This is a genomic window from Streptomyces sp. NPDC000404 (genome assembly GCF_040300365.1).
GTDB lineage: Bacteria > Actinomycetota > Actinomycetes > Streptomycetales > Streptomycetaceae > Streptomyces > Streptomyces ramulosus.
Genome location: NZ_JBEPDN010000008.1, coordinates 134993 through 157722 on the forward strand (window position 1 = coordinate 134993; position 22730 = coordinate 157722).

The 22730-nt window shown below is 73.5% G+C and carries 20 protein-coding genes; 11 read left to right on the forward strand and 9 right to left on the reverse strand.

Annotation, left to right across the window (positions count from 1 at the left end):
• Positions 1-7: 7 nt before the first annotated feature.
• The 3 genes from ABT345_RS17290 to ABT345_RS17300 are packed head-to-tail and all read left to right on the forward strand — an operon-like array spanning position 8 to position 2468.
• Positions 8-937 (forward strand): glutamate ABC transporter substrate-binding protein, encoded by a 930-nt coding sequence (locus ABT345_RS17290; protein ID WP_345077122.1) that lies wholly within the window; start codon positions 8-10, stop codon positions 935-937.
• 14 nt (positions 938-951) lie between these two features.
• Positions 952-1596, forward strand: coding sequence for an amino acid ABC transporter permease (locus tag ABT345_RS17295; protein ID WP_345077119.1), 645 nt, complete (start codon positions 952-954; stop codon positions 1594-1596).
• A complete protein-coding gene (locus ABT345_RS17300) occupies positions 1593-2468 on the forward strand; it encodes an amino acid ABC transporter permease (RefSeq protein ID WP_345077116.1) in 876 nt (291 codons plus the stop codon). The genes ABT345_RS17295 and ABT345_RS17300 overlap by 4 nt, the downstream gene beginning before the upstream one ends.
• Before the next feature lie 23 nt (positions 2469-2491).
• Here ABT345_RS17300 and ABT345_RS17305 read toward each other — a convergent pair whose 3' ends face one another.
• The 3 genes from ABT345_RS17305 to ABT345_RS17315 form a co-directional block, all read right to left on the reverse strand.
• Positions 2492-3802 (reverse strand): cytochrome P450 family protein, encoded by a 1311-nt coding sequence (locus ABT345_RS17305; protein ID WP_345077113.1) that lies wholly within the window; start codon positions 3800-3802, stop codon positions 2492-2494.
• 22 nt (positions 3803-3824) lie between these two features.
• Positions 3825-4553, reverse strand: a complete 729-nt coding sequence (locus ABT345_RS17310; RefSeq protein ID WP_345077110.1) for a TetR/AcrR family transcriptional regulator — start codon at positions 4551-4553, stop codon at positions 3825-3827.
• Between the two features lie 215 nt (positions 4554-4768).
• Positions 4769-6355 (reverse strand): alpha/beta fold hydrolase, encoded by a 1587-nt coding sequence (locus ABT345_RS17315; protein ID WP_345077107.1) that lies wholly within the window; start codon positions 6353-6355, stop codon positions 4769-4771.
• 505 nt (positions 6356-6860) lie between these two features.
• Between ABT345_RS17315 and ABT345_RS17320 the strand changes: the two genes are divergently transcribed.
• Positions 6861-7667, forward strand: a complete 807-nt coding sequence (locus tag ABT345_RS17320) for a class I SAM-dependent methyltransferase (protein ID WP_345077259.1) — start codon at positions 6861-6863, stop codon at positions 7665-7667.
• Between the two features lie 27 nt (positions 7668-7694).
• On the opposite strand, the gene ABT345_RS17325 is transcribed toward ABT345_RS17320, so the two are convergent.
• Positions 7695-8945 (reverse strand): globin domain-containing protein, encoded by a 1251-nt coding sequence (locus ABT345_RS17325; RefSeq protein WP_345077104.1) that lies wholly within the window; start codon positions 8943-8945, stop codon positions 7695-7697.
• Between the two features lie 313 nt (positions 8946-9258).
• On the reverse strand, positions 9259-9705 hold the full coding sequence (locus ABT345_RS17330; RefSeq protein ID WP_345077101.1) for an RrF2 family transcriptional regulator: 447 nt from the start codon (positions 9703-9705) through the stop codon (positions 9259-9261).
• A 267-nt stretch (positions 9706-9972) separates the two neighbouring features.
• Here ABT345_RS17330 and ABT345_RS17335 point away from each other — a divergent pair, with 267 nt between their 5' ends.
• Positions 9973-11172 carry a glycosyltransferase gene (locus tag ABT345_RS17335; RefSeq protein ID WP_345077098.1) on the forward strand — a complete coding sequence of 400 codons (1200 nt, stop codon included), beginning with the start codon at positions 9973-9975 and terminating at the stop codon, positions 11170-11172.
• A 277-nt stretch (positions 11173-11449) separates the two neighbouring features.
• Positions 11450-12187 carry an SDR family NAD(P)-dependent oxidoreductase gene (locus ABT345_RS17340; protein ID WP_345077096.1) on the forward strand — a complete coding sequence of 246 codons (738 nt, stop codon included), beginning with the start codon at positions 11450-11452 and terminating at the stop codon, positions 12185-12187.
• A 456-nt stretch (positions 12188-12643) separates the two neighbouring features.
• On the opposite strand, the gene ABT345_RS17345 is transcribed toward ABT345_RS17340, so the two are convergent.
• Both ABT345_RS17345 and ABT345_RS17350 read right to left on the reverse strand, forming a co-directional pair.
• The gene (locus tag ABT345_RS17345; RefSeq protein WP_345077093.1) at positions 12644-13744 is read right to left on the reverse strand and encodes a calcium:cation antiporter; all 1101 of its coding nucleotides are present in this window, start codon (positions 13742-13744) and stop codon (positions 12644-12646) included.
• Between the two features lie 179 nt (positions 13745-13923).
• On the reverse strand, positions 13924-14667 hold the full coding sequence (locus ABT345_RS17350; protein ID WP_345077090.1) for a hypothetical protein: 744 nt from the start codon (positions 14665-14667) through the stop codon (positions 13924-13926).
• A 390-nt stretch (positions 14668-15057) separates the two neighbouring features.
• On the opposite strand from ABT345_RS17350, the gene ggt reads away from it, so the two are divergent.
• The 3 genes from ggt to ABT345_RS17365 all read left to right on the forward strand — a co-directional run bounded on the left by ggt (position 15058) and on the right by ABT345_RS17365 (position 19259).
• Positions 15058-16878, forward strand: coding sequence for a gamma-glutamyltransferase (gene ggt, locus ABT345_RS17355; protein WP_345077087.1), 1821 nt, complete (start codon positions 15058-15060; stop codon positions 16876-16878).
• A gap of 221 nt (positions 16879-17099) precedes the next feature.
• The gene (locus ABT345_RS17360) at positions 17100-18566 is read left to right on the forward strand and encodes an amidase (protein WP_345077256.1); all 1467 of its coding nucleotides are present in this window, start codon (positions 17100-17102) and stop codon (positions 18564-18566) included.
• 165 nt (positions 18567-18731) lie between these two features.
• Positions 18732-19259, forward strand: coding sequence for a cupin domain-containing protein (locus ABT345_RS17365; protein WP_345077084.1), 528 nt, complete (start codon positions 18732-18734; stop codon positions 19257-19259).
• Between the two features lie 25 nt (positions 19260-19284).
• Here the strand turns inward: ABT345_RS17365 and ABT345_RS17370 are convergent, their stop codons facing one another.
• A complete protein-coding gene (locus ABT345_RS17370) occupies positions 19285-19836 on the reverse strand; it encodes an isochorismatase family protein (RefSeq protein ID WP_345077080.1) in 552 nt (183 codons plus the stop codon).
• Between the two features lie 78 nt (positions 19837-19914).
• Positions 19915-20355, reverse strand: coding sequence for a MarR family winged helix-turn-helix transcriptional regulator (locus tag ABT345_RS17375; protein ID WP_345077077.1), 441 nt, complete (start codon positions 20353-20355; stop codon positions 19915-19917).
• A gap of 219 nt (positions 20356-20574) precedes the next feature.
• Here ABT345_RS17375 and ABT345_RS17380 point away from each other — a divergent pair, with 219 nt between their 5' ends.
• Positions 20575-21417: a nitrilase-related carbon-nitrogen hydrolase gene (locus tag ABT345_RS17380; RefSeq protein WP_345077075.1), complete on the forward strand. Its 843-nt coding sequence runs from the start codon at positions 20575-20577 to the stop codon at positions 21415-21417.
• Complete coding sequence (locus tag ABT345_RS17385) at positions 21414-22730, forward strand: aspartate aminotransferase family protein (RefSeq protein ID WP_345077072.1); 1317 nt, start codon at positions 21414-21416, stop codon at positions 22728-22730. Before ABT345_RS17380 ends, ABT345_RS17385 begins: the two co-directional genes overlap by 4 nt.

Genomic DNA, 22730 nt, shown 5'->3' on the forward strand with positions numbered 1-22730 from the left:
CGCGAAGATGCCGAATTCCCACCGGCGGCGCCCACGCCGCACCGTCACTGCTCTGCTGCTCCTCGCCGTCCTCGCCCTGGCCACTGCCGCCTGCGGCCGCGAGGGCAGCCCGCCCGCCAAGGGCCCGAGCGCCGAGCAACTGCCGCACTACGCCGTGAACACCGGCTTCGAGCTGCCCGAGTCGCCCACCTGGCGACGGGCCGAGCGCCGCGGCCACCTCGTCATCGGTGTCAAGGAGGACCAGCCCTACCTGGGCGAACGCGACCCCTCCAGCGGCGTCTACTCCGGCTTCGACATCGAGATCGCCAAGATGATGTCCGCCTCCCTGGGCTTCGCCCCCGCCACCATCGACTTCCGGACCATCGCCTCCGCCAACCGCGAGACCGCCCTGCAGAACGGCCAGATCGACCTGTACGTCGGCACGTACACCATCAACGCGATGCGCAAGAAGCAGGTCGGCTTCGCCGGGCCGTACTACATGGCCGGGCAGGGGCTGCTGGTCCGCGCCGACGAGGAGAACATCCACGGACCGCAGGACCTGGCCGGAAAGCGCGTCTGCTCGGCCGCCGGCTCCACGCCCTACCAGCGCATCAAGGCCGACTACCCCGAGGCGGTCCTCGTCGCGTACGACACCTACTCGATCTGCGTCGACAACCTCCTCACCTACCAGGTCGACGCGGTCACCACGGACGACGCGATCCTGCTGGGCTACGCGGCGAAGGCGCCCGACGAACTGAAGGTCGTCGGCAAGCCCTTCTCGAAGGAGCCCTACGGGATCGGCGTGCCGCGCGAGGACACCGCGCTGCGGATGGCGCTCAACGACGCGCTCGCCGCCCGGCAGCGCAACGGCGACTGGAAGAGGGCGTTCGAGGCGACCTTGGGCCTCTCCGGCGTGCCGGCGCCGAAGCCGCCGCCGATCGACCGCTACCCGGGCTGAGAAGGAACCGACCGATGAACGTGCTCCTCGACAACTTCTCGCTCTACGGCAAGGGCCTCCTCGGCACCGTCGAACTCACCGTCTACGCCTCGCTGCTGGCGCTCGCCCTCGGCCTGGTGATGGCCGGTTTCCGGGTCGCGCCGGTCGCCTCGCTCCGCGTCTTCGGCACGGTCTGGGTGACGGTGCTGCGCAACACCCCGCTGACCCTGCTGTTCTTCGCGGTGGTGCTGGGCCTGCCCCGCTTCGGGCTGGTGCTGCCGTTCCAGCTCTTCGCCGTCCTCGCACTGGGCTGCTACACCTCGGCGTTCATCTGCGAGGCGGTCCGCGCGGGCATCAACACCGTGCCCAAGGGCCAGGGCGAGGCGGCCCGCAGCCTGGGCATGACCTTCCCGCAGACCCTCGGCGACGTGGTGCTGCCGCAGGCGTTCCGCTCGGTGATCCCGCCGATCGGCTCCACCCTGATCGCGCTGGCCAAGAACTCCGCCATCGCCGGATCGTTCAGCGTCGTCGAACTGCTCGGCACCTACAAGACCCTCAACGAGCTGGGCTACAGCATCGTCTGGTCGTTCGTCTGGATCGCCGTCGGCTATCTGCTCGTGACCTTGACCATCAGCGCGCTCTTCAACGTGCTGGAGAAGCGCTGGGGAGTCCACCGATGACCACCGCCCTCTACGACGTCCCCGGCCCGCACACCCGGCGCCGCCACCGCACCTACGGCATCGCCGCCACCGCCGTCCTGCTGGCGCTGATCGGCTGGGTGCTCTACCTCCTCTTCGACACCGGCCAGTTCACCGCCGCGAAGTGGACGCCCTTCCTCTACCAGGGAATCCAGGAACTGCTGCTGACGGGCCTGGGCAACACCCTCAAGGCGTTCGCGTACGCGGCGGTGCTCTCCCTGGTGCTCGGCGCGGTGCTGGCGTCCGGACGGCTCTCCGACCACCGCGCGGTGCGCTGGGTCGCCACCCTGCTGGTGGAGTTCTTCCGCGCCATGCCCGTCCTCGTCATGATCTTCTTCGTGTACGTGGCGCTGAAGGCCGAGCCGCTGGTCGCGCTGGTCAGCGGGCTCACGCTCTACAACGGCTCGGTGCTCGCCGAGGTCTTCCGTACGGGCGTGAACGCCGTCGAACGCGGCCAGGGCGAGGCGGCGCATGCGCTCGGGATGCGCAAGACGCAGGTCATGACGCATGTGCTCGTCCCGCAGGCGGTCCGGGCGATGCTGCCGACGATCATCAGCCAGCTGGTGGTCGCGCTCAAGGACACCTCGCTCGGCTTCCTCATCACCTACGAGGAGTTCCTGCACGCGGGCAAGCTCATCGCGTCCAACCTCGACTACGACCTGCCGTTCATCCCCGTCGTCATGATCATCTCGCCGATCTACATCGGCCTGTGCATGCTGCTCTCCGCGCTCGCCACCTGGGTCTCCCGGCGGCAGCGGCGCAACCCCAAGGTGGAGGCGGCCGAGGTCGGGCCGCCGGAGCCGGGCACGCTGCTGCCCGGCGCCGGACAGCACCCGGCGCCGCCGCGGGGGTGACCGCGACGGCGCCGGGCGGCGCCTCAGCGCAGGCGGAGCGGGAGCGTCGTCAGCCGCCAGTTGCCGGGCCGCGGCAGGCGCACCAGCTCCTCGGGCGCGACGGCCAGCGCCAGGTCCGGGTAGTGCGCCAGCAGCTTGCCGAACGCCACCTCGCCCTCCTGCCGGGCCAGCGTGGCGCCGAGGCAGTAGTGCATGCCGTGGCCGAAGCCGACGTGGTTCTCGGCCTGGCCCGCCGGGTGGCGGGTGAGGTCCAGCCGCTCGGGGTCGTCGTAGTGGCGCGGGTCATAGTTGGCGGCGACCAGGATGACCTGGACCGCGTCCCCCTTGGCGATCCGGACGCCGGCCAGCTCGACGTCCTCGGTGGCGTACCGCAGCTGGGTGCCCTGGACGGGGCCGCACCAGCGCATCAGCTCGTGCACCGCGCGCGGCGCCAGCTCCGGGTCCTCCCGCAGCAGCCGCAGCTGGTCGGGGTGGGTGAGCAGAGCGGCGGTGCCGTTGCCGATGAGATGGGCGGTGGTCTCGTGGCCGGCCAGGACCAGCGTGAACACCATGGTGATCATCTCGACGTCGCTGAGCTTGCCGCCGTCCTCGTCGTGCGCCCGGATCAGATCACTGAGCAGATCGTCGGTGAGCGCCGCGCGGCGGCGCCCGATCAGCTCGTGGATGTGCCCGACCATCGGCGGCACCGAGCGCCCCAGCCGCTCCGGATCCATCGAGACCAGATCGGCGCCCCAGGCGCGCCACTGCGGCCGGTCCTCCTCCGGTATGCCGACCAGTTCGCAGATCACGGTGATCGGCAGCGGGTAGGCGAAGTGCTCGATGAGGTCGACGACGCCGTCCTCGGCGTGCTCGGGCAGCCGGCGCAGCAGCTCGTCCGTGATCTCCTCCACCCGCGGCCGCAGCGCGTTGATCCGGCGCGCGGTGAAGGCGCGCGAGACCAGCCGGCGCAGCCGGGTGTGGTCCGGCGCGTCCTTGTTGAGGATGGAGTCCGTGAAGTACTTGTTCATCTCCTCGGCGATGCCGAACGTCTCCAGCACATTGGACAGCGGGTCCTCGCCCTCGGCGTTGCCGCGGGCGTGCATGCGGTCGTTGGCGAACCGCGGGTCCCGCAGCACCTCGCGGACCTCGTCGAAGCGGGTGATGAACCAGAGCGGCGAGTCGTCGATGAAGCGGCCACGGACGACCGGGCCCTTCTCGCGCAGTGCGCCGTAGCCGCCGAACGGGTCCGTCAGCAGCGCGGGGTCCATGACGTTGGGCTCGCCCGGGTGCTTGCCGACGTGCACGGAGAAGGCGGCGGGCACCGCGTTCGGGTCGGTGGACGGCTTCGCAGACATCGTGTTCTCCTCCGGTCGGGAGTCAATCGCGCAGTTGACGGCGCATTTCCTCGGCGCTGAGCCGGGCGATGTGTTCGTACAGCGCGATGACCGCGGGTGCGGCCAGGGTCGCGGCTGCGCGGACGCCGGGCAGGTCGCCCGGGTCGGTGACGGAGCCGGCCGGGGTCTCCAGCGCGGCTCGCAGGGTGCGGGCGAGAAGATCGGCGCGGTTCTCGGCGGGCTCCGGGATGCGGTTGTCGAGCAGCACCTCGGTGGTGAAGAAGCCGCTGATGACCGCCGTGTACGTGTACATCTGGTCGGTGGTGGCCAGATCCTCGCGGACCAGACCGTGGCCGCGCAGGATCTCCAGGTGACGGAGAACGGCCCGGTTGGTGCGGTCCATCAGGTCGGAGAGTTCCGTGGCGGCGATGTCGTTGAGGCGGCCCAGGATGTTGGTGTCGTCGGTGTGCAGGGCGCGCAGCACGGGACTCGTCAGGAAGTCCTGGAAATAGCCGCGCGCCATCCGGCTCGGCAGCACCTCCAGCGGACATTTCCGCTGCCGCGCCAACTGCCCGGCGAGGGCGGCGTTCTTGCTGTCCAGGAGGACCGCGAGCAGCAGCGCGTCCTTGGTCTTCCAGTGCAGGTAGACGGTGCCCTTGCCGACCCCGGCGTGACGGGCGATCTCGTCGATGGTCACCCTGCGGTAGCCCCAGGCCACCAGGAGCTCCCCCGCCACCCGGAGAATCCGCTCCCCGCGCCCCGGCTGCTCCATCGCCGCACCTCCGTCCCCCGTCGTGACCAGATTTCTCATCTGGTCACGGGGTCAAAGGTACGGCGGCCTTCCCCGCCCGCACAGCCAACTTCCGGCCATACCAGGCATGTTGCAGCGCGCGGAGGGTGCTGTCAGTGGTCGCTTGTAACGTTCTGTAGTGACCGCGTCGGAAGGGCGCGGCCGGGATCCACGGGGGGAGCGGAGCGGTGGGCGGATCAGTCGCGGACCGGCACGGTGAGGGACGAGGGAGCGGACGCCGGGGAGGAGAGGGTGAGCTTCGCGCCGCGCGGATTGTGTGCGATGTAGAGCGGATCGGCGGTGTCCACGACCACCGCGAGCCGGTGCCCGGCGGGCACGTCGTACGCGGTGGAGAAGAGGTCCAGGTCCACGCCGAAGGGGGCGCCAGGCGTCCGGTCGTGGAAGGTGTACGGCGCGTGCGTGACGAGCCGGCCGATGCCGAGCGCGTCGACGTCGTAGAGGTAGGCGACGGCGGTGCCGCTCTCCGCGGTGCCGGTCAGCGTGGTGTGCAGGCTCGCCGTGCCGCGGATGCGCTGGGCGGTGCGGTAGGGCTCGGACTGCCAGACGGCGGCGAGCGAGCGGGGCAGCAGCGGGATCGAGGCGGTGGGCGGCAGATGGAGGAGCTGATCCAGCATGCTGGAGAGGAAGACGAGGCCGCCGTCGGCGCCGGAGTCGAGGCCGGTGCGCAGCGTACGGGTGCCGTCCAGCGCGATCCGCCGCTGCCCGGACGCCACCTCCCGCCAGCTGTGGTAGCCCTCGTACGTGCCCGTGGAGCGGGGCTTGAGCTGCACCGGCGCCGCGCGGTCGACGCCGTTGTCCGCGCCCTTGAGGTAGTGGTCGAACCACTCCCGGGCGTGCGACCAGGTGTCGTTCGGCAGACCGAAGAGCCCGAGTCCCTCGGCCGTGGCGTGGTCGCCGGGGCGGAACTCCAGCCGCTTGGGTCCCTTCAGCTTCTCGAAGAAGTCGGCGTACTGGTTGGGCGGGAAGAGGGAGTCGCCCCAGGCGTTGCCGAGCATGATCGCCGCGCCGTTGGCGTTGATGCGGTCGACGTAGGAGGCGGGGGAGCGCTTCTTCCCCCAGGCGATCATGTCTTTCTCCTTGGCGAGGTTCGAGCCGAGGAAGTCCTGGAGGACGGCGCGGAGTTCGGGGCCGGGCCGGCCGGCGAGCGCACCGGCGGCGCCGAGCAGCGCGGTCGCCTGGAGGTGCTGGGTGCGTCCGCTGTAGATGGAGTCGATGAGGTCGCCCCAGCCGCTGAGCGCCGTGACCGCCCGGACCCGCCTGTCCTGCGCCGCGGTCAGCAGGCTGATGCCGGCGCCGTAGGACACCCCGCCCATGCCGACCTTCGCCGGATCGGCGGGGGTGTGCGCGAGGGCCCAGTCGATCACCTTGGAGGCGTCGGCCACATCGCGCGGCCCGGCCGTCTCGATCTCCCCGCCGGACCGCCAGAAGCCGCGCACGTTGTAGCCGATGACGACATAGCCCTCCGCCGCCAGCTTCGCCGCCTGCGCCAGATACTCCACCCGCGGCATCGCCCAGCTCGTCGGCAGCACCACGAGCGGATACCGGCGGGAGCCGTCGGCGTGTGCCGGGGTGGTGACATGGGCCTTCAGCGTGACGCCGCCGTCGCCGGTGATGTCGACGAACCGCACGGCGGGCGCCGCGGCGCGCCCGTGCCCGGCGGTGGCCGCGCCCGCCGCCGGGGCCGCGGTGAGACCGGTGGTGGCGAGCACCGCGGCGCAGACGGCGGCGGTCGCGGCGCGCAGCGCCGTGCGGGAGGGGGTCATCTTCTGCTCCAGAGCGTGAGGTGTGCCGCCGGACGCGGCCCGTCCGGCGGGGCCCGGACGCCTCCGACGGGGAGGAGCGGGCGGCCCGCGAGCGCCTGCCGACACGACGCGACACCCGGCGTGCGAGGTGAACAGGAGCGTACGGTGCGCGGCTTACCGGTGGTAACTCACCGGTAGGTTACGTGTGGGTAACGTCCGAGGTGGGCCGAGAGAGCGGTGACGAGCGAGAGGGCGGGAAGGCATGGCGATGGAGCGGGGCATCGAGGGGGCGGGGGCGACGACGCCCGGGACGACGGCCGCCGCGAAGGCGAAGGACGGCAGCCGCCGTGAAGCCGACGGCCGACGTGAAGGCGAAGGCCTCCGTGAAGCTGACGACCGTCGTAAAGGCGAAGGCCGCCGTGAAGCTGACGGTCGTTGGGGAGGTGAAGGCCGCCGCGAAGGTGGTGGCCGCGGTGAAGGTGACGGTCGCCACGAAAGCGCATGCGGTGGCCAAACCCCCTTCGACCTGGGGGAGCGTCGGGCCTGGGCGGGGCGGGCGGCGGCGTACGAGGCCGGGTTCGGGCGGCTCTGTGCGCATACCGTGCCGCTGCTGCTCGATGCGGCAGGGGTGCGGTCGGGGACCGAGCTGCTGGACGCCGGCTGCGGTACGGGCGCGGTGACGCTCGCGGCGCTCGCGCGCGGGGCGCGGGTGACCGCCGTCGACGCGGAGTCCGACATGGTCCGCCGGACCGAGGCGGTCGCCGGGTCCGCCGGTGGCGCCGAGGTGCACCGGGCCGCGCTGCCCCGACTGCCCTTCCCCGACGGGGCGTTCGATGCGGCGGCGGGCAACTTCGTCCTCAACCACGTCGGGCGCCCCCGGGCGGCCCTCGCCGAGCTGAGCCGGGTGGTGCGGCCCGGGGGCCGTATCGCCCTGACCGTCTGGGCGGTGCCCGCCGCGCCCGGGCAGGCGCTCCTCGGCCGGGCCGTCGCCGCGGCCGGGGTAGCCCGCCCGGCCGGCCTGCCGGCCCTGGCGCCGGAGGACGACTTCCCGCGGGATGTGCCGGGACTGGCCGGGCTGTTGCGGGGCGCCGGGCTCACCGGGGTGGCCTGCCGCCCCGTCACCTGGAACCACCGCGCCACCCCGGAGGAGTGGTGGCGGGGCCCGGCCGCCGGGGTCGCCGCCATCGGGCAGACCGTGATCAGCCAGGGCCCCGAGGTCACCGACCGGATCGCCCGTCATTTCCGGCGTCTGGCGGCCTCGTTCACCGGCCCGGACGGGCAACTCGTCCTTCCGCACCGTGCGTTGCTGGCGCTGGGGGTGGTGCCGGGGTAGACGGAGCGGGCCGGGCCCGTGGTCCGGTCAGAGTCCCAGGTCGGGGCCGAAGACCTCGTAGTGCAGATCGGCCGGGCGCACCCCCGCGGCCAGCAGCTGGGCACGGGCCGCCTTCATGAACGGCACCGGCCCGCACAGGTACGCGACGGTGCCGGGCGGGATCTCCAGCGCGCCGAGATCCATCCGCCCCTGCCGGACGGTCGGCGCCGGCTCGTCACCGGAGCCGGCGGCATCCGCCCGGGCGCCGGTCGCCTCGGGCCCCGGCTGCTCGTACCAGACCTCCGCCGTGGCGTTCGGCAGCTTGCCGGTGAGCTGACGGAGGTCGTCGCGGAAGGCGTGGGTGGCGGGGGTGCGGTCGGCGTGTGCGGCGATGATGCGGCGCGGGGAGCCGGCGGCGGCGAGGTGGGAGAGCATGCCGATGGCCGGGGTGCAGCCGATGCCCGCGGTCGCGAACAGCAGCGGCCGGTCGCCCTCGTCCAGGACCACCTCACCGAAGGGCGCGCTCACCCGCAGGGTGTCGCCCTCGTGGACGTGGTCGTGCAGATGGCCGGAGACCTCGCCCGCGGGGTGCGCGGTTCCGGCTGCCGCGTCCGAACCGCCGGGTACCCGCTTCACCGAGAACTGGAGCCCGCCGTCCGGCTGCCCGGAGAGGCTGTACTGGCGTATCTGGTGGGCCCCGTCGGCCAGTTCGACCTGGACGGAGACGTACTGCCCGGGCAGGGACGGCGGCATGGGCCGGTCGTCGGCGGGCCGGACGAAGAAGGTCGCGACGTCCTCGGTCTCCGCCACCCGTCCGGCGACCCGATAGGTCCGCCAGGTGTCGCCGTCCGCTGCGCCGGCCGCCGCGTACAGCCGTCGTTCGGCGGCCATCAGACCGTTCGCCATCAGCCAGTACACCTCGTCCCAGGCGGCGGCGACCCCCTCGGTCACCGCGTCGCCCAGCACCTCGGCCAGCGCGGCGAAGAGGTGCCGCTGGACGATCGGGTACTGGTTCTCGCGGACGCCGAGGGAGGCGTGCTTGTGCGCGATCCGGTTGAGGAGGGCGTCCGGCCGCTCGTCGGGGTGGTCGAGGAGATGCGTGGCGAACGCCGCGATGGATCCGGCGAGCGCCTCGCGCTGGCTGCCGTCGGCCTGGTGGGCGCGGTTGAACAGATCGCGCAGCAGCTCCGGGTGGGCGGCGAACAGCTTCTCGTAGAAGAGCGGGGTCACCTCGCCGATGGCGGCGGCCACGGCGGGGAGGGTGATGCGGACGGTCTCAGCCGATTTCGGCGACAACATGGAGGACTCCTGCTTTTCGGGAGGGCGGGACAGAGGGGAACCGCGAGGAGGAAGGGGACGGGAGAGGAGGAGGGATGGTCGGTGGGCGGCTTCACGGACCTCAAATAGGCATGTGAGATGCATATTTTCGACCAAGTGAAGATGCCTGCGGGGGTGGTGGCGCATGAGGGAGGAGTGGTCAAGTCTGGTTGCTGGGGCCTGAGTTGGGCCGTGGCATGGTCAACGTCCGGCCGGGCGCGGGGAGTCGTCGAGCCGGTGGGTCGCCCCGGATTCGTACGCCCCGCTCGCCCGGCCTTCCGTGTGCCGGCCGTTCTCAGTCCGGTGGTCGCGGGGAGAGGCTGATCAGCAAGGGGCCGGTCGGGGCCTTGATCAGATCGTCGATGGTGAGGGGGTCCAGTGAGGCGTAGAACGCCTCCTGGGCCGTGCGCAGGGCGCCGCGCAGGCGGCAGCCGCCGCGCAGCGGGCAGCCCGCTCCGTCCTCGCAGCCGACGACGTCGTGGACGCCCTCCAGCTCCCGGACCAGGCGCCCGAGCGAGGTGGTGCGTCCCGCATCGGTCAGCGTCAGGCCGCCGCCGCGCCCCCGGCGCGCCTCGACCGCGCCGAGGTGCTGGAGCTTGCTGACGACCTTGGCCGCGTGGGTGTACGGGACGTCGACCGCGGCGGCCACCTCCCGGGTGGTCGGCGCGTCGCCGCCGTCGCCGATGACCGCCAGGCGCATGGCGATGCGAAGGGCGATGTCGGTGCTCTTGGTGAGTCGCACGTTCCTCACCGTACATAAATGGCATCTCCAATTCCAATTTCGAACAGGGTGCCCGGAGAAGGGTGGCTCAATCCGGGTGGGCCCGCGCTGAACTGCTTTGACGCTGTGAACAGGGCCTCCTTACCGTTCGATCATGCGTCGGTCGGTGGGGGTGCGGACCGCGGCGGGGGAGTGCGCGTGACGCGGTTCACGGCGGTGCCCGGCGGTACGGCGGCCACGGCGACCGGCGGTGCTCGTGGCCACTCTCCAGAGAATGAGGATCCCCGCATGCGTGTTCTGTGCACCTCGACCGGCTCGCCGTCCCACGGCCGGGCCATGCTCCCCCTGGCCCGCGCGCTGGCCGGGGCCGGACACACGGTCACCGTCGCCGCGACCCCCGAGCTGGCGCCCGTCTTCCACGCCGACGCCGTCACCCTCGAACCCGTCCTGGCGAGGCTGCCCATGACCGATCCGCTCGCCGGATCCGACGCGCAGCTGGAGGCCGACCCCACCGGGGAGGCGCACGTCCGGCTGGTGCTGTCCCTGCTCACCGGCGATCACGCCCGCGAGATGTACGACGTGCTGGCGGAGCTGGCGGACCGGGTCCGGCCCGATGTGATCATCCGGGACGGGATGGACATGGCCGGGATCGTGCTCGCCGAGCGGCTCGGCATTCCGCAGCTGCCGATCCCGTCCGGACTGGTCAACATGGTCGACCCGGCGCAGCTGCTGCCGGACCTCAACCGGCTGCGCCGGGAGGTGGGCGTGCCCGAGCAGGAGGACGCCGGGTCGTTCACCCCGTACGGCAGGTTCGACTACCTGCCGCAGGAGTACGCGTTCGCCCGCTTCCCCGCGCCCGTGCGGGCCTACCGGCAGACCACGCTGGTGGACCGCACGGACGGGCTGCCGTCGTGGGTGTCCGAACTCCCGGTGGACCGGCCGCTGGTGTTCGCGGCCACCGGCACCGCGCTGCCCATGATCGTCGGCATGCAGGAGCACGGTCTGCAGCTGCCGCCCGGGATGACGCACCCGGCGGAGATGCTGCGGGCGACCGTCGAGGGGCTGTCGCGGCTGCACTGCTCGGCGATCGTGGCGACCGGCGGCATACCGCTCGACGGCGTCGAGCCCGCCCCGCACGTCCGGCTCGTCGAGCGCCTCGCCCAGCCGCTGCTGCTGGAGTGCGCCGACCTGCTCGTGACCCACGGCGGCTACAACAGCGTCCGCGAGGCGATCCGGACGGGCACGCCGATGGCGGTGCTGCCGAACTTCGGCGACCAGCCGCACAACGCCGCACGCGTGGCCGAACTGGGCCTGGGCCGGCACGTCACCGAGAACACGGCGGACGCCGTCGCCACCGCCTGTGAGGAGCTGCTGGCGGACCGGGACGTCGCCCACCGCGTCCGCCGGGCGCACCGCGCGGCGCTCGCCCTGCCGGAGGTCGGTCAGGTCGCCGCGGACCTGGAGAAGCTGGTGCAGCAGGCGCGCTGAACCGGCCGCACCGCCGGGCCCGTTGACGCATGCGGGCCCGGCGGCGGCCGCCTCCCGGCGGAGCCGTCAAGGCCATGTCCTTCCTCGTCACGACCCCGGCCCGCCCCGCTTCGGCCAACGGTGATCCTTTACGATCACTGACGGTCGATCCCGCGGTCGTGGCGGGGCGAGGGGCGAGGTGGAGCGTGTCCGTGCAGCTGTCCGATCGGCCTTTGCGGCGGGGGCACGCGGCCCCTGCCCGGGCGTTCCGTCCCGGCGTGGTCGCGGGAGGTGCCCGATGAGCCGCGCGGTGCTGGTGACCGGCGCCTCGCGCGGTATCGGACGGGCGGTCGCCGAGCGGTTCGCCGCACACGGCGACCGGGTCGCGCTGCACTACCGCGCGCGGGAGGAGGCGGCCCGCGAGGCCCTGGCCGGGCTGCACGGCAGCGGCCATGTCCTGGTCCGCGGCGACCTCGCCACCCCGGAGGGCGCCGCCGCGGTGGTCGCCGCCGCCGTCGACGGGCTCGGCGGCGTCGACGTCCTGGTCAACAACGCGGCGGTGAACCGTCCGCACCCGGCGGCCACCACCTCGTTCGACGAGTGGCAGGGCGCCTGGCGGGAGATCGTGGACGTGAATCTGCTCGGCGCCGCGCACGTCAGCCACCGTGCCGCGCGGAACATGATCGACCGGGCGGTCCCCGGCCGCATCGTCAACATCGGCTCCCGCGGCGCCTACCGGGGCGAGCCGGACCACCCGGCGTACGGCGCGTCGAAAGCGGCGCTGCACGCGCTCGGGCAGTCGCTCGCGCTCCATCTGGCGCCCTACGGCATCGCGGTCGCCTCGGTCGCACCGGGCTTCGTCGCCACCGAACGGGTCGCCGACCGGCTCGCCGAGGACGTACGGCACCAGAGCCCCTTCGGGCGGGTCGCCGAGCCCGCGGAGATCGCCGCCGCCGTCCTCCATCTCGCCTCACCGGAGGCCGTCTGGAGTTCGGGCACGGTGCTGGACGTGAACGGGGCGTCGTATCTGCGGTGAGGGGCGGCCCCGGATCCGCGCCGGGGAAGGGCCCGCGCCGGGGCCGTGAAGTGGAGGGGAAGCCCCGGCCGGACGGGGGAATCCGGCCGGGGCGGCCTGGTACGCGCATGGCGTCCGGCCCGCGGGCGTCGTCGGCCGGATCTTCCGGGCAACCGGGGGGACGGCGGCCCGGGCGGCGCAGTGACACCCGCTTCCGCTTGAACGATAAACCACTGGGTGGGGACATCCGCCCGAAAAGGGGCCCAAAGGGGCGCAACGTGGCGCGTCTCACGGTCGGCGACCGAAGTCGATCACCTGGGGGGTGTCTTGTCCGTCTTCGCGGGGCCGTGACGCCCCCTGGGGCGCGATCGGTGCGTTGATCCCGTCGAAGCGGGTGGGCCCGACGGGCGGGCGAGGCCCGGATCCCCGGGGCGCCCGGGCCCTTCGGATCGGTGGCCGCAGTGCCGTCGTCGCCGGTCAGGGGCTCAGGGCCAGGACGATGTACCCGGCGAAGAGGGCGAGGTGGACGCCGCCCTGGAGCGGGGTGGCGCGGCCGGGGATGACGGTCAGGGTGCCCGCGGCGACCGTCAGGGCGAGCAGCACCATATGGGTCGGGCCGAGCCCCAGCTCCAGCGGGCCCGCCAGCCAGACGGACGCGGCGGCGACCGCCGGGATGGTCAGGCCGATGCTGGCCATCGCCGAGCCGAGACCGAGGTTGAGGCTGGTCTGGATGCGGCCGCGGCGGGCCGCGCGGACCGCCGCGATGGTCTCCGGCAACAGCACCAGCAGCGCGATCACCACGCCGACGACGGACGACGGCAGCCCCGCCGCGGCCACCCCCGACTCGATCGCGGGCGACACCGCCTTCGCCAGCCCCACCACCGCGACCAGGGCCAGCCCCAGATGGCCCAGGCTGATCAGCGCGGTCCGCCGCGACGGCGGCTCGGCGTGGTCGGTGTCGAGCACATCGCCCGTCGCCGTCACCGGGGCGAGGAAGTAGTCGCGGTGGCGCACCGTCTGCGTCGTCACGAACAGGCCGTACAGCACCAGGGAGGCCAGCGCGGCGAAGATCAGCTGTGGGGTGGAGAACTGCGCGCCGGTGCCGCTGGTGGTGAAGCTCGGGAGGACGAGGCTGAGACCGGCCAGGGTCGAGACGGTGGCCAGCGCCGCGCCGGTGCCCTCCGGATTGAAGATCGCCACCCGCCGCCGCAACGCACCGACCAGCAGACACAGCCCGACGATCCCGTTGCAGGTGATCATGACGGCGGCGAACACGGTGTCCCGGGCCAGCGCGGCGCTCTTGTCGCCGCCGTCGGCCATCAGGGTGACGATCAGCGCCACCTCGATGATGGTCACCGCGACCGCGAGCACCAGCGAGCCGAACGGCTCCCCGACCCGGTGGGCGATCACCTCCGCATGGTGCACGGCGGCCAGCACCGACCCCGCCAGGAAGAGCGTCACCACGGCGACCAGCGCGCCCGGCAGGGACCGGCCCCAGACCAGGATCAGCAGGACGACGGCGAGTACGGGCACCGCCCGGGTCCAGTGCTGGGCGGTCGAACGGATCCGGGCGATCATGTTGACGAGCTTGGCAGATCCCACCCGGGTGCGCGCGCCGGCGACCGCCCGCCGGGTGCCGGGCCCGCGCCCTGAGGGACCGTCGCGAACGGGGCACCGGGCGCCCCTTCGGATCGCGCCGGCCGCACACCGTTCCCGCGGCCGGACGCCGTACCGCTCCGGGCGCGCCCCCGCCTCGCTCAGGCCGTGGCGCGGTGTCCCCGGGGCTCGGCGGGGGCGGTCGCCGTGCGGGTCACGTCCGCGACGACCTCGACCACGTCCGGCCCGTACGCCTGCGAATTGACCACCTTCAGCAGCAGGCAGAACTGCCCGTCGGCGCCGTGCTTGCGGGCCAGCTGCGGATGGTTGCGGACCAGATGGCGGACCGCGGCCCGGTGGGTGACCGGGCGCTGGCCGGCCGCCAGGAAGACCGGACGGCCGCCCTCACCGGCCGTCAGCCGGGCCAGCAGGACGTACTCGACGGCGCCCGGCTCCATGCGGTACGCGGTCGAGCCGATGGTGAACGTCCCGCGGTCCGCGCCGGTCGCATCGCCCGGATGCACCGCGACACCAGGCAGCAGCGAGGTGAGGTGTGCGGCGAGACGGCGGTGGGCCGTCGGATCGCCGACGCAGAACTCCGTACGGGCGCCGAAACCCTGGAGCCCGGTGTCGTGCGGCGCGACCTCCGGGTGGGCACCGCAGTTCTCGACCACCGCGGCGAGGCCGAGCAGCGCCAGTGCGTCGTGGCGCGGGATGCTGCCGTGGGCCGAGGCGCTGTCCCGGTGGGTGACCAGGACGCACTCCGAGCCCTCCGGGAGGCCGAAGAAGCGCTGGGTGCGGTGCAGCGTCCGGCGGGCGGCCGCCGTGGAGGCGGCCCAGCCGGCCGCCGCCCCGACGACGAGCGCACCGGCGGCGACGATCAGGAGGAGCAGGGAGTCGTTCATGGCGGGGGAGCGTAACCCCTGTCCGGGTGTGTGTTCGAGCGGGGCGGGCGGGATGGGAGCGCTCGTCCCGGTTCGTACGGCGTGGTTGGCCGGTATCCGATGCCGTGGGTCCGGGGCGCGGCGGCGCCCGGGGTGCGCCTTCGGCGTGCCGTCACCCGGTGCGGGGCGGTGGCCGGAAACGGACGTGAGCGGGCGGCGGCGCGGCCCGGTGGACGCCATGACGAGCGGTCGGCGTTCCGGCGCGTTCCCGGCGGAGGACGCCACGGCTCCCGGCGGCCGGTGCGACGGGAAAGCCGGGGAAGATCAGCAGGTGGACCCCTCTGTCACGACGCGAATACCACGAGTAGGCTCCCGCCACCTGCGTTCCCTGCGCTTGGAGGAAGTCCCCCTATGTCCCGTGCCCGACGTCTCACCGTCCTGGGGGCCGTGGCCGCCCTGGCCGGTTCACTGGTGGCGGTTCCGGCCGTCGCCCAACCCGCCACCGCGGGCTCCGGCGCCCCGCGGCCCGCGCCCGTTCCGGCCAAGACACCGGTCGCCGTCGGCTCCGGCGGCGCCGTCTCCAGCGTCGACCAGGACGCCTCGGCCGCCGGTATCGCGGTGCTGAAGAAGGGCGGCAACGCGGTCGACGCCGCCGTCGCCACCGCCGCCGCCCTCGGTGTCACCGAGCCGTACTCCGCCGGTGTCGGCGGTGGCGGCTACTTCGTCTACTACGACGCCAAGTCCCGCACCGTGCGCACCCTGGACGGCCGCGAGACCGCCCCGCGCACCGCCGGAGCAGGCCTCTTCCAGGAGAACGGCAAACCGCTGCCGTTCGACGAGGTCGTCACCAGCGGCCTCAGCATCGGCACCCCCGGCACGCCCGCCACCTGGGACACCGCGCTGCGCAAGTGGGGCAGTCGGTCGCTGGGTCAGGTGCTGCGCCCCGCCCGCGACCTCGCGGCGCGCGGATTCACCGTTGACGAAACGTTCCGCAAGCAGACCGCCCAGAACGAGGCGCGGTTCCGGGACTTCCCCGCCACCGCCGGCCTCTACCTGCCCGGCGGCAAGCTGCCGGTCGTCGGCTCCACCATGAAGAACCCCGATCTCGCCCGCACCTACGACGAGTTGAGCCGCCGCGGCGTCGACGCGCTCTACCACGGCGACCTGGGCCGCGATGTCGTCAACACCGTCCGCAAGCCCCCGGTGCGCGCCGGAGCCGACCGCAAGGTCCGCGCCGGTGACCTCACCATGGGCGACCTGGCGGACTACAAGGCGCTCGGCGAGGCCCCGACCCGTACCCGCTACCGCGGGCTCGACGTGTACGGCATGGGCCCCTCCTCCTCCGGCGGCACCACCGTCGGCGAGGCGCTCAACATCCTGGAGCGCAGCGACGTCAAGCACCTGAGCGAGGCGCAGTACCTGCACCGCTACATCGAGGCCAGCCGGGTCGCCTTCGCCGACCGGGGCCGCTGGGTCGGCGACCCGAAGTTCGAGAACGTGCCGGTCCGCGGCCTGACCTCGCAGCGCTTCGCCGACGCCCGCGGCTGCCTCATCAAGGACGACGCGGTCCTCACCAGCCCCCTCGCGCCCGGTGACCCGCGCCACCCCGAGCCCTGCGGCAGCTCCGGCAAGGCGTCCCCGACGACGTACGAGGGGGAGAACACCACCCACCTCACCGTCGCCGACAAGTGGGGCAACATCGTCGCCTACACCCTCACCATCGAGCAGACCGGCGGCAGCGGCATCGTCGTCCCCGGGCGCGGCTTCCTGCTCAACAACGAGCTGACCGACTTCTCGTTCACGCCGATCACCCCGGGTGTGCACGACCCGAACCTGCCCGGTCCGGGCAAGCGGCCGCGGTCGTCGATCTCGCCGACGATCGTGCTGAAGCACGGCAAGCCCGTGGTGGCGCTCGGCTCACCCGGCGGCGCGACCATCATCACCACCGTGCTCCAATCCCTCGTCAACCACCTAGACCGCGGGATGCCGCTGGTCGACGCCATCGCCGCGCCCCGCGCCAGCCAGCGCAACGCGGCGAGGACGGAGCTGGAACCGGCGCTGTGGAACAGCCCGCTCCGCAGCGAGCTGGAGGGCATAGGCCACCGGTTCTCGCAGGTCGAGGAGATCGGCGCGGCGACCGGCGTGCAGCCGCTGCCCGGCGGCCGCTGGCTGGCCGCGGCCGAGAAGGCACGGCGCGGCGGCGGCTCGGCGATGGTCGTCGACGCGAAGTAGCCGGACCGGCCTGCCCATAGCCGGTCCGGCCTGCCTGTAGCCGGTCCGGGCCCCGCCGTCCGGACCCTCCGCGCCCGCCCGGCGACGACGCGCCCCGCCACGGTGCGTCGTTGCCGGGCGGGCGCCTGCCGCATAGCCTCCCGGGGACCACCGGTCCGCCGCAGCCCCGGGAGGCGCACGCCGTGAGCATCGACGAGAGCCACGAGAGTCACGAGGACGGCGTGCGGCGCGAGGACGGCGAGGGGCGCTCCGCCCCGCCCGGCGCCGGGGAGCCGCCGGAAGGGCTCGCCGAGCAGGCCGGAGCGCTGGCCCGCGGCGAGACCACCTCCGCCGCGCTCGTCCGCCGCTGCCTGGACCGCATCGCCGCCTCCGCGCCCACCGTCAACGCCTTCCGCCGGCTGCGCGCCGGGGCCGCCGAGGAGGAGGCGGCACAGGCCGACCGCAGGCTCGCGGCCGGGGAGCGGCTGCCGCTGCTCGGCGTGCCGGTGGCGGTCAAGGACGACATGGACGTCGCGGGCGAGCCCACCGCGTTCGGCTGCGCCGGGGAGTTCCCGGTCAAGGCGCACGACGCCGAGGTGGTGCGGCGGCTGCGGGCGGCCGGGGCGATCGTCGTCGGCAAGACCAACGCCTGCGAGCTGGGCCAGTGGCCGTTCACCGAGGGCCCGGCCTTCGGGGACACCCGCAACCCCTGGCATCTCGACCACACCCCGGGCGGCTCCTCCGGCGGGTCGGCCGCCGCCGTCGCCGCGGGCCTGGTCCCCGCGGCCCTCGGCACCGACGGCGCGGGCTCGGTCCGCATCCCCGCCGCCTGGACGCATCTGGTCGGCGTCAAACCGCGCCGCGGCACCTTCTCCACCTGGCCGGACGCCGAGTCGTTCCAGGGCATCACCGGCATCGGCCCGCTGACCCGCACCGTCGAGGACGCGGCGCTGCTGCTGGACGCGGCGAGCGGCAGCCACCCCGGCGATCTGCACCGGCCGCCGCCGCTCGCCGCCCGCGAGGCCGTCCGCCGCGACCCCGGCCGGCTGCGCATCGCCCTGTCCTTCAAGCCGCCGTTCACCGCCACCGCCACCCCGCTCCACCCGGACGTACGGCGCGCGGTGACCGCGGTGGCCCGCGCCCTCGCCGGGCTCGGCCACTTCGTCGAGGAGGCCGACCCGGACTACGGGCTGATCGGCCTGGCGTTCGTGCCGCGCGCCACCAACGGGGTGCGGGAGTGGGCTGCCCGGGTGCCCGACCCGGCGCTGCTGGACCGGCGCACCCGCGGCGCGGCCCGCCTGGGGCGGCTGCTGAGCGGCCCGGTGCTGCGCCGGGCGCGCGCCGCCGAGCCCCGCCAACAGCGCCGGATCGGTGCGCTGTTCGGCCGCTACGACGTGCTGCTGACGCCCACCACCGCCACCCCGCCGCTCCGGATCGGCGCCCTCGCCGGGCTCGGCGGCCGCCGTACCGATCAGGCCATGATCGCGGCCTGCCCGTACGCCTGGCCGTGGAACGTCCTGGGCTGGCCGGCGGTGAACGTCCCCGCCGGGTTCACCGCGGGCGGTCTGCCGCTCGGCGCCCAACTGCTCGGCCCCGCGCGCGGCGACGCCCGGCTGCTGTCGCTGACCGCGCAGCTCCAGGACACCCTGCGCTGGCACGAGCGCCGCCCGGCCGTGGATGCGGCGGGGCCGCGGCCGGGGCGTGCGTAGCCACACCTGGACGGCCCCGCTCCCACGGCGCCGCTCGCGCACGCGGTGGCAGGGCTTAGGCCGCTGGACCTCGTCCCGGGGCCCGCGGTGATCCTTCGCCGGCCCGATACCGTGCCCGGCCGCCACGGGCACCCTTGTGGTGGATCTGCCGACAAGGAGCGCACGATGTCGTACGTAGAGAACATGCAGTACCCGCAGCCCCGTTACCACGGTGCCGAGGGCGAGGTGAGCGCGTCCTTCCGTGCGGCCGGCACCCCGCCGGAGGTCTCCTCGCCCGGCGGGTCCACCAGCTACCTCGCCACGCAGGAGTCGACCGGCGGCGAATTCGGCCTCTACAAAGGGGTGCTGGGCCCGCGGTCCGCCGGGGCGAAGACCCACTTCCACCGGGCGATGTCGGAGTCCTTCTACATCCTCTCCGGCGAACTGGAGCTCTTCGACGGCGAGAAGTGGGTCACGGGCCGCGAGGGAGATTTCCTGTACGTACCGGCGGGCGGTCTGCACGCCTTCAAGAACGCCACCGACGACCCGGTGTCCATGCTGATGCTCTTCGCCCCGGGCGGACCGCGCGAGGAGTACTTCGAGCGGGTCGCGGAGATGTCGCAGCGCGGCCCCGAGAAGCTCAAGGAGTTCCGCATCCGGCACGACAGCTACTTCACGGAGGACTCCGGAACGGGAGCGGCGCAGCGGCCCTGAACCGGAACGACGCCGCCCGGAGGCCTCAGCCCAGCAGGGCCAGGATCTCGGCCGTGGTGCCGCTCTCGCCGAGCCGCGGGAAGATCTTCTCCAGGCTGTTGCGGTGCGCCGCCTCGTCCAGGTCGGTCACCGCGTCGGTGGCGACGGTGACGTGGTAGCCGTGCTCGTACGCGGCGCGGGCGGTGGACTCCACGCCGATGCTGGTGGCGATGCCGGTGAGCACCACCTGCGTCACGCCGCGGCGGCGCAGCTCCAGGTCGAGGTTGGTGGCGTGGAAGGCGCCCCACACCTGCTTGGTGACGAGGATGTCGCCGGGCTGCCGGTCCAGCTCGGGCACCAGCTCCGCCCAGTCGGCGGGCGGCGTGCCGCCGGCGCGGGAGGTCTCGGTGCGGCCCGGTGCGCCGCCGGTGACGTTCACCAGCACCACGGGCAGCCGCCGCGCGCGGAACGCGGCGGCCAGCCGGGCGGAGCGGGCGATGACCTCGTCCGACGGATGCACGGTGGGCAGCCCGGCGATGCCCTTCTGCAGGTCGATCACGACGAGGGCGGAGGTGGGGTCGAGCGTCGTTGCGGACATGAGGTCTCCAGGGGAAGGGGATGCGGCGGCGTCAACGGGCGGGCGCCGTGGGGGAGTCGGGAGGTGTCGCGGGGCGGCTCAGGGGCCGGTCACCCGGCGCAGCAGCGCCGTCGCCTCGGCGAGGGTGCGGCGCTCCTCGGCGGTCAGCCGCTCGGTGAGCGCATCGGTCAGCCAGTCCCGCTTGGCCTGCCGCGCCTCGCCGATCAGCCGCCGGCCCTCGTCGGTGAGGGAGAGGACGACCTGCCGCCCGTCGGTCGGGTGCGGGCTGCGCGCCACGACGCCGTGCTCCTCCAGCGCCACGAGCGTCAGCCGCATCGACTGCGGGCGGACCAGCTCCGCGCGGGCCAGCGCGGCGGTGGTCGCCGGGCCGTCCCGGTCGAGGCGGGCCAGGACCGCGCGCTGGGTCGGGGTCACCCCGCCGAGCGGCGCCGCGGCCCGCAGCTGGCGCATGAGCAGACCGACCGCCGCCGCGAGATCGGAGGCGAGCGGTCCGGGCTCCGGGTTCTGCGCGTCGTCCATGGCGCCACCGTAGAAGGACGACAGGAAAACTTGCAAGTTTCCCTGTCGATATGCCGGAGGGTGAGGCGGTGCGGCCGCGTCCGTGGCGGGCGCGCCCGGCGACGCACCGGAGAGGGGCTTGCCCCGGTGCGCGGCGGGGCCTACGGTCGCCTCCACGCGCGCAGGGCCCGCCCGAGACCGCGTGGCCCGCAGCCTGACGCGCCGACAAAGGAGCTGTTCATGGCCGATGTTGTGCGAGCCGCACTGGTCCAGGCGACCTGGACGGGCGACACCGAATCGATGATCGCGAAGCATGAGGCCCACGCCCGCGAGGCGGCCGGGCAGGGCGCGAAGATCATCGGCTTCCAGGAGGTCTTCAACGCCCCGTACTTCTGCCAGGTACAGGAGCCCGAGCACTACCGCTGGGCCGAGCCGGTCCCCGACGGCCCGACCATCACCCGGATGCGGGCCCTCGCCCGGGAGACCGGCATGGTCGTCGTCGCGCCCGTCTTCGAGGTCGAGCAGTCCGGCGTGTACTACAACACCGCGGCCGTCATCGACGCCGACGGCACCGTGCTCGGCATCTACCGCAAACACCACATCCCGCAGGTCAAGGGGTTCTGGGAGAAGTACTACTTCAAGCCGGGCAACGCCGGATGGCCGGTCTTCGACACCGCCGTCGGCAAGGTCGGCGTCTACATCTGCTACGACCGCCACTTCCCCGAGGGCTGGCGTCAGCTCGGGCTCGGCGGCGCACAGCTGGTCTACAACCCCTCCGCCACCTCCCGCGGTCTCTCCGCCTACCTCTGGAAGCTGGAGCAACCCGCCGCCGCCGTCGCCAACGAGTACTTCGTCGCCGCCATCAACCGCGTCGGCACCGAGGAGTACGGCGACAACGACTTCTACGGCAGCAGCTACTTCGTCGACCCGCGCGGCCAGTTCGTCGGGGACGTCGCCGACGACGGCAAGGAGGAACTCCTCGTCCGCGACCTCGACTTCGCTCTGATCGACGAGGTCCGCCAGCAGTGGGCGTTCTACCGCGACCGCCGCCCCGACGCGTACGAGGGGCTGGTGCGCCCGTGACGGCCGACGGCGCCCCCGGGGCGCTGCTCGCCCGCCACCGCGCGGTGCTGCCCTCCTGGCTCGACCTCTACTACGAGCGGCCGATCGAACTGACCCACGGCGCGGGCCGCCACGTCTGGGACGCCGAGGGCAAGCGCTACCTCGACTTCTTCGGCGGCATCCTCACCACCATGACGGCGCACGCCCTGCCGGAGGTCACCGCCGCCGTCACCGCGCAGGCGGGCCGCATCATCCACACCTCGACGCTCTACCTCTCGCGCCCCATGGTGGAGCTGGCGGAGCGCATCGCCGCGCTCTCCGGCATCCCCGACGCCCGGGTCTTCTTCACCACCTCGGGCACCGAGGCCAACGACGCCGCGCTGTTGCTCGCCACCGCGTACCGCCGCTCCAACCAGGTCCTGGCGATGCGCAACAGCTACCACGGCCGCTCCTTCTCCACCGTCGCCGTCACCGGCAACGCGAGCTGGTCCCCGACGAGCCTCTCGCCGCTCCAGACGCTCTACGTCCACGGCGGCGTCCGCAGCCGCGGCCCGTACGCCCATCTCGGCGACGCCGACTACATCGCGGCGTGCGTCGCCGACCTGAAGGACGTGCTGGCGCAGACCGCCGGCGGCGTCGCCGCGCTGATCGCCGAACCGGTCCAGGGCGTCGGCGGCTTCACCTCCCCGCCCGACGGGCTCTACGCCGCGTTCCGCGAGGTCCTCGACGAACACGGCATCCTCTGGATCAGCGACGAGGTGCAGACCGGCTGGGGCCGCACCGGCGACCACTTCTGGGGCTGGCAGGCGCACGCCGGGAACGGCCCGCCCGACCTGCTGACCTTCGCCAAGGGCATCGGCAACGGCATGTCGCTGGGCGGGGTCGTCGCCCGCGCCGAGGTGATGGACGCGATGAGCGCCCACTCCATCTCGACCTTCGGCGGCAGCCCGGTCACCGTCGCCGCCGGTCTCGCCAACCTCACCTACCTCGTCGACCACGACCTCCAGGGCAACGCCCGGCGCGTCGGCGGACTGCTCATCGAGCGGCTGCGGGCCGTCGCCGCCGGCAGCGACCTCGTCCGCGAGGTGCGCGGGCGGGGCCTGATGATCGGCGTGGAGCTGGTCGCGCCCGGCACCGACGAGCCGTCCGCCGAGGCCGCCTCGCTGGTCGTGGAGGCGGCCCGGGAGCGCGGACTGCTCGTCGGCAAGGGCGGACGGGGCGGCGCGTGCCTGCGCATCGCCCCGCCGATGACGCTGAACGTCGCCGAGGCGGAGGAGGGCGCGCAGCTGCTGGCCGGGGCGCTGGCCGACGCGCGCGCCCGCCTCCCCGCCTGA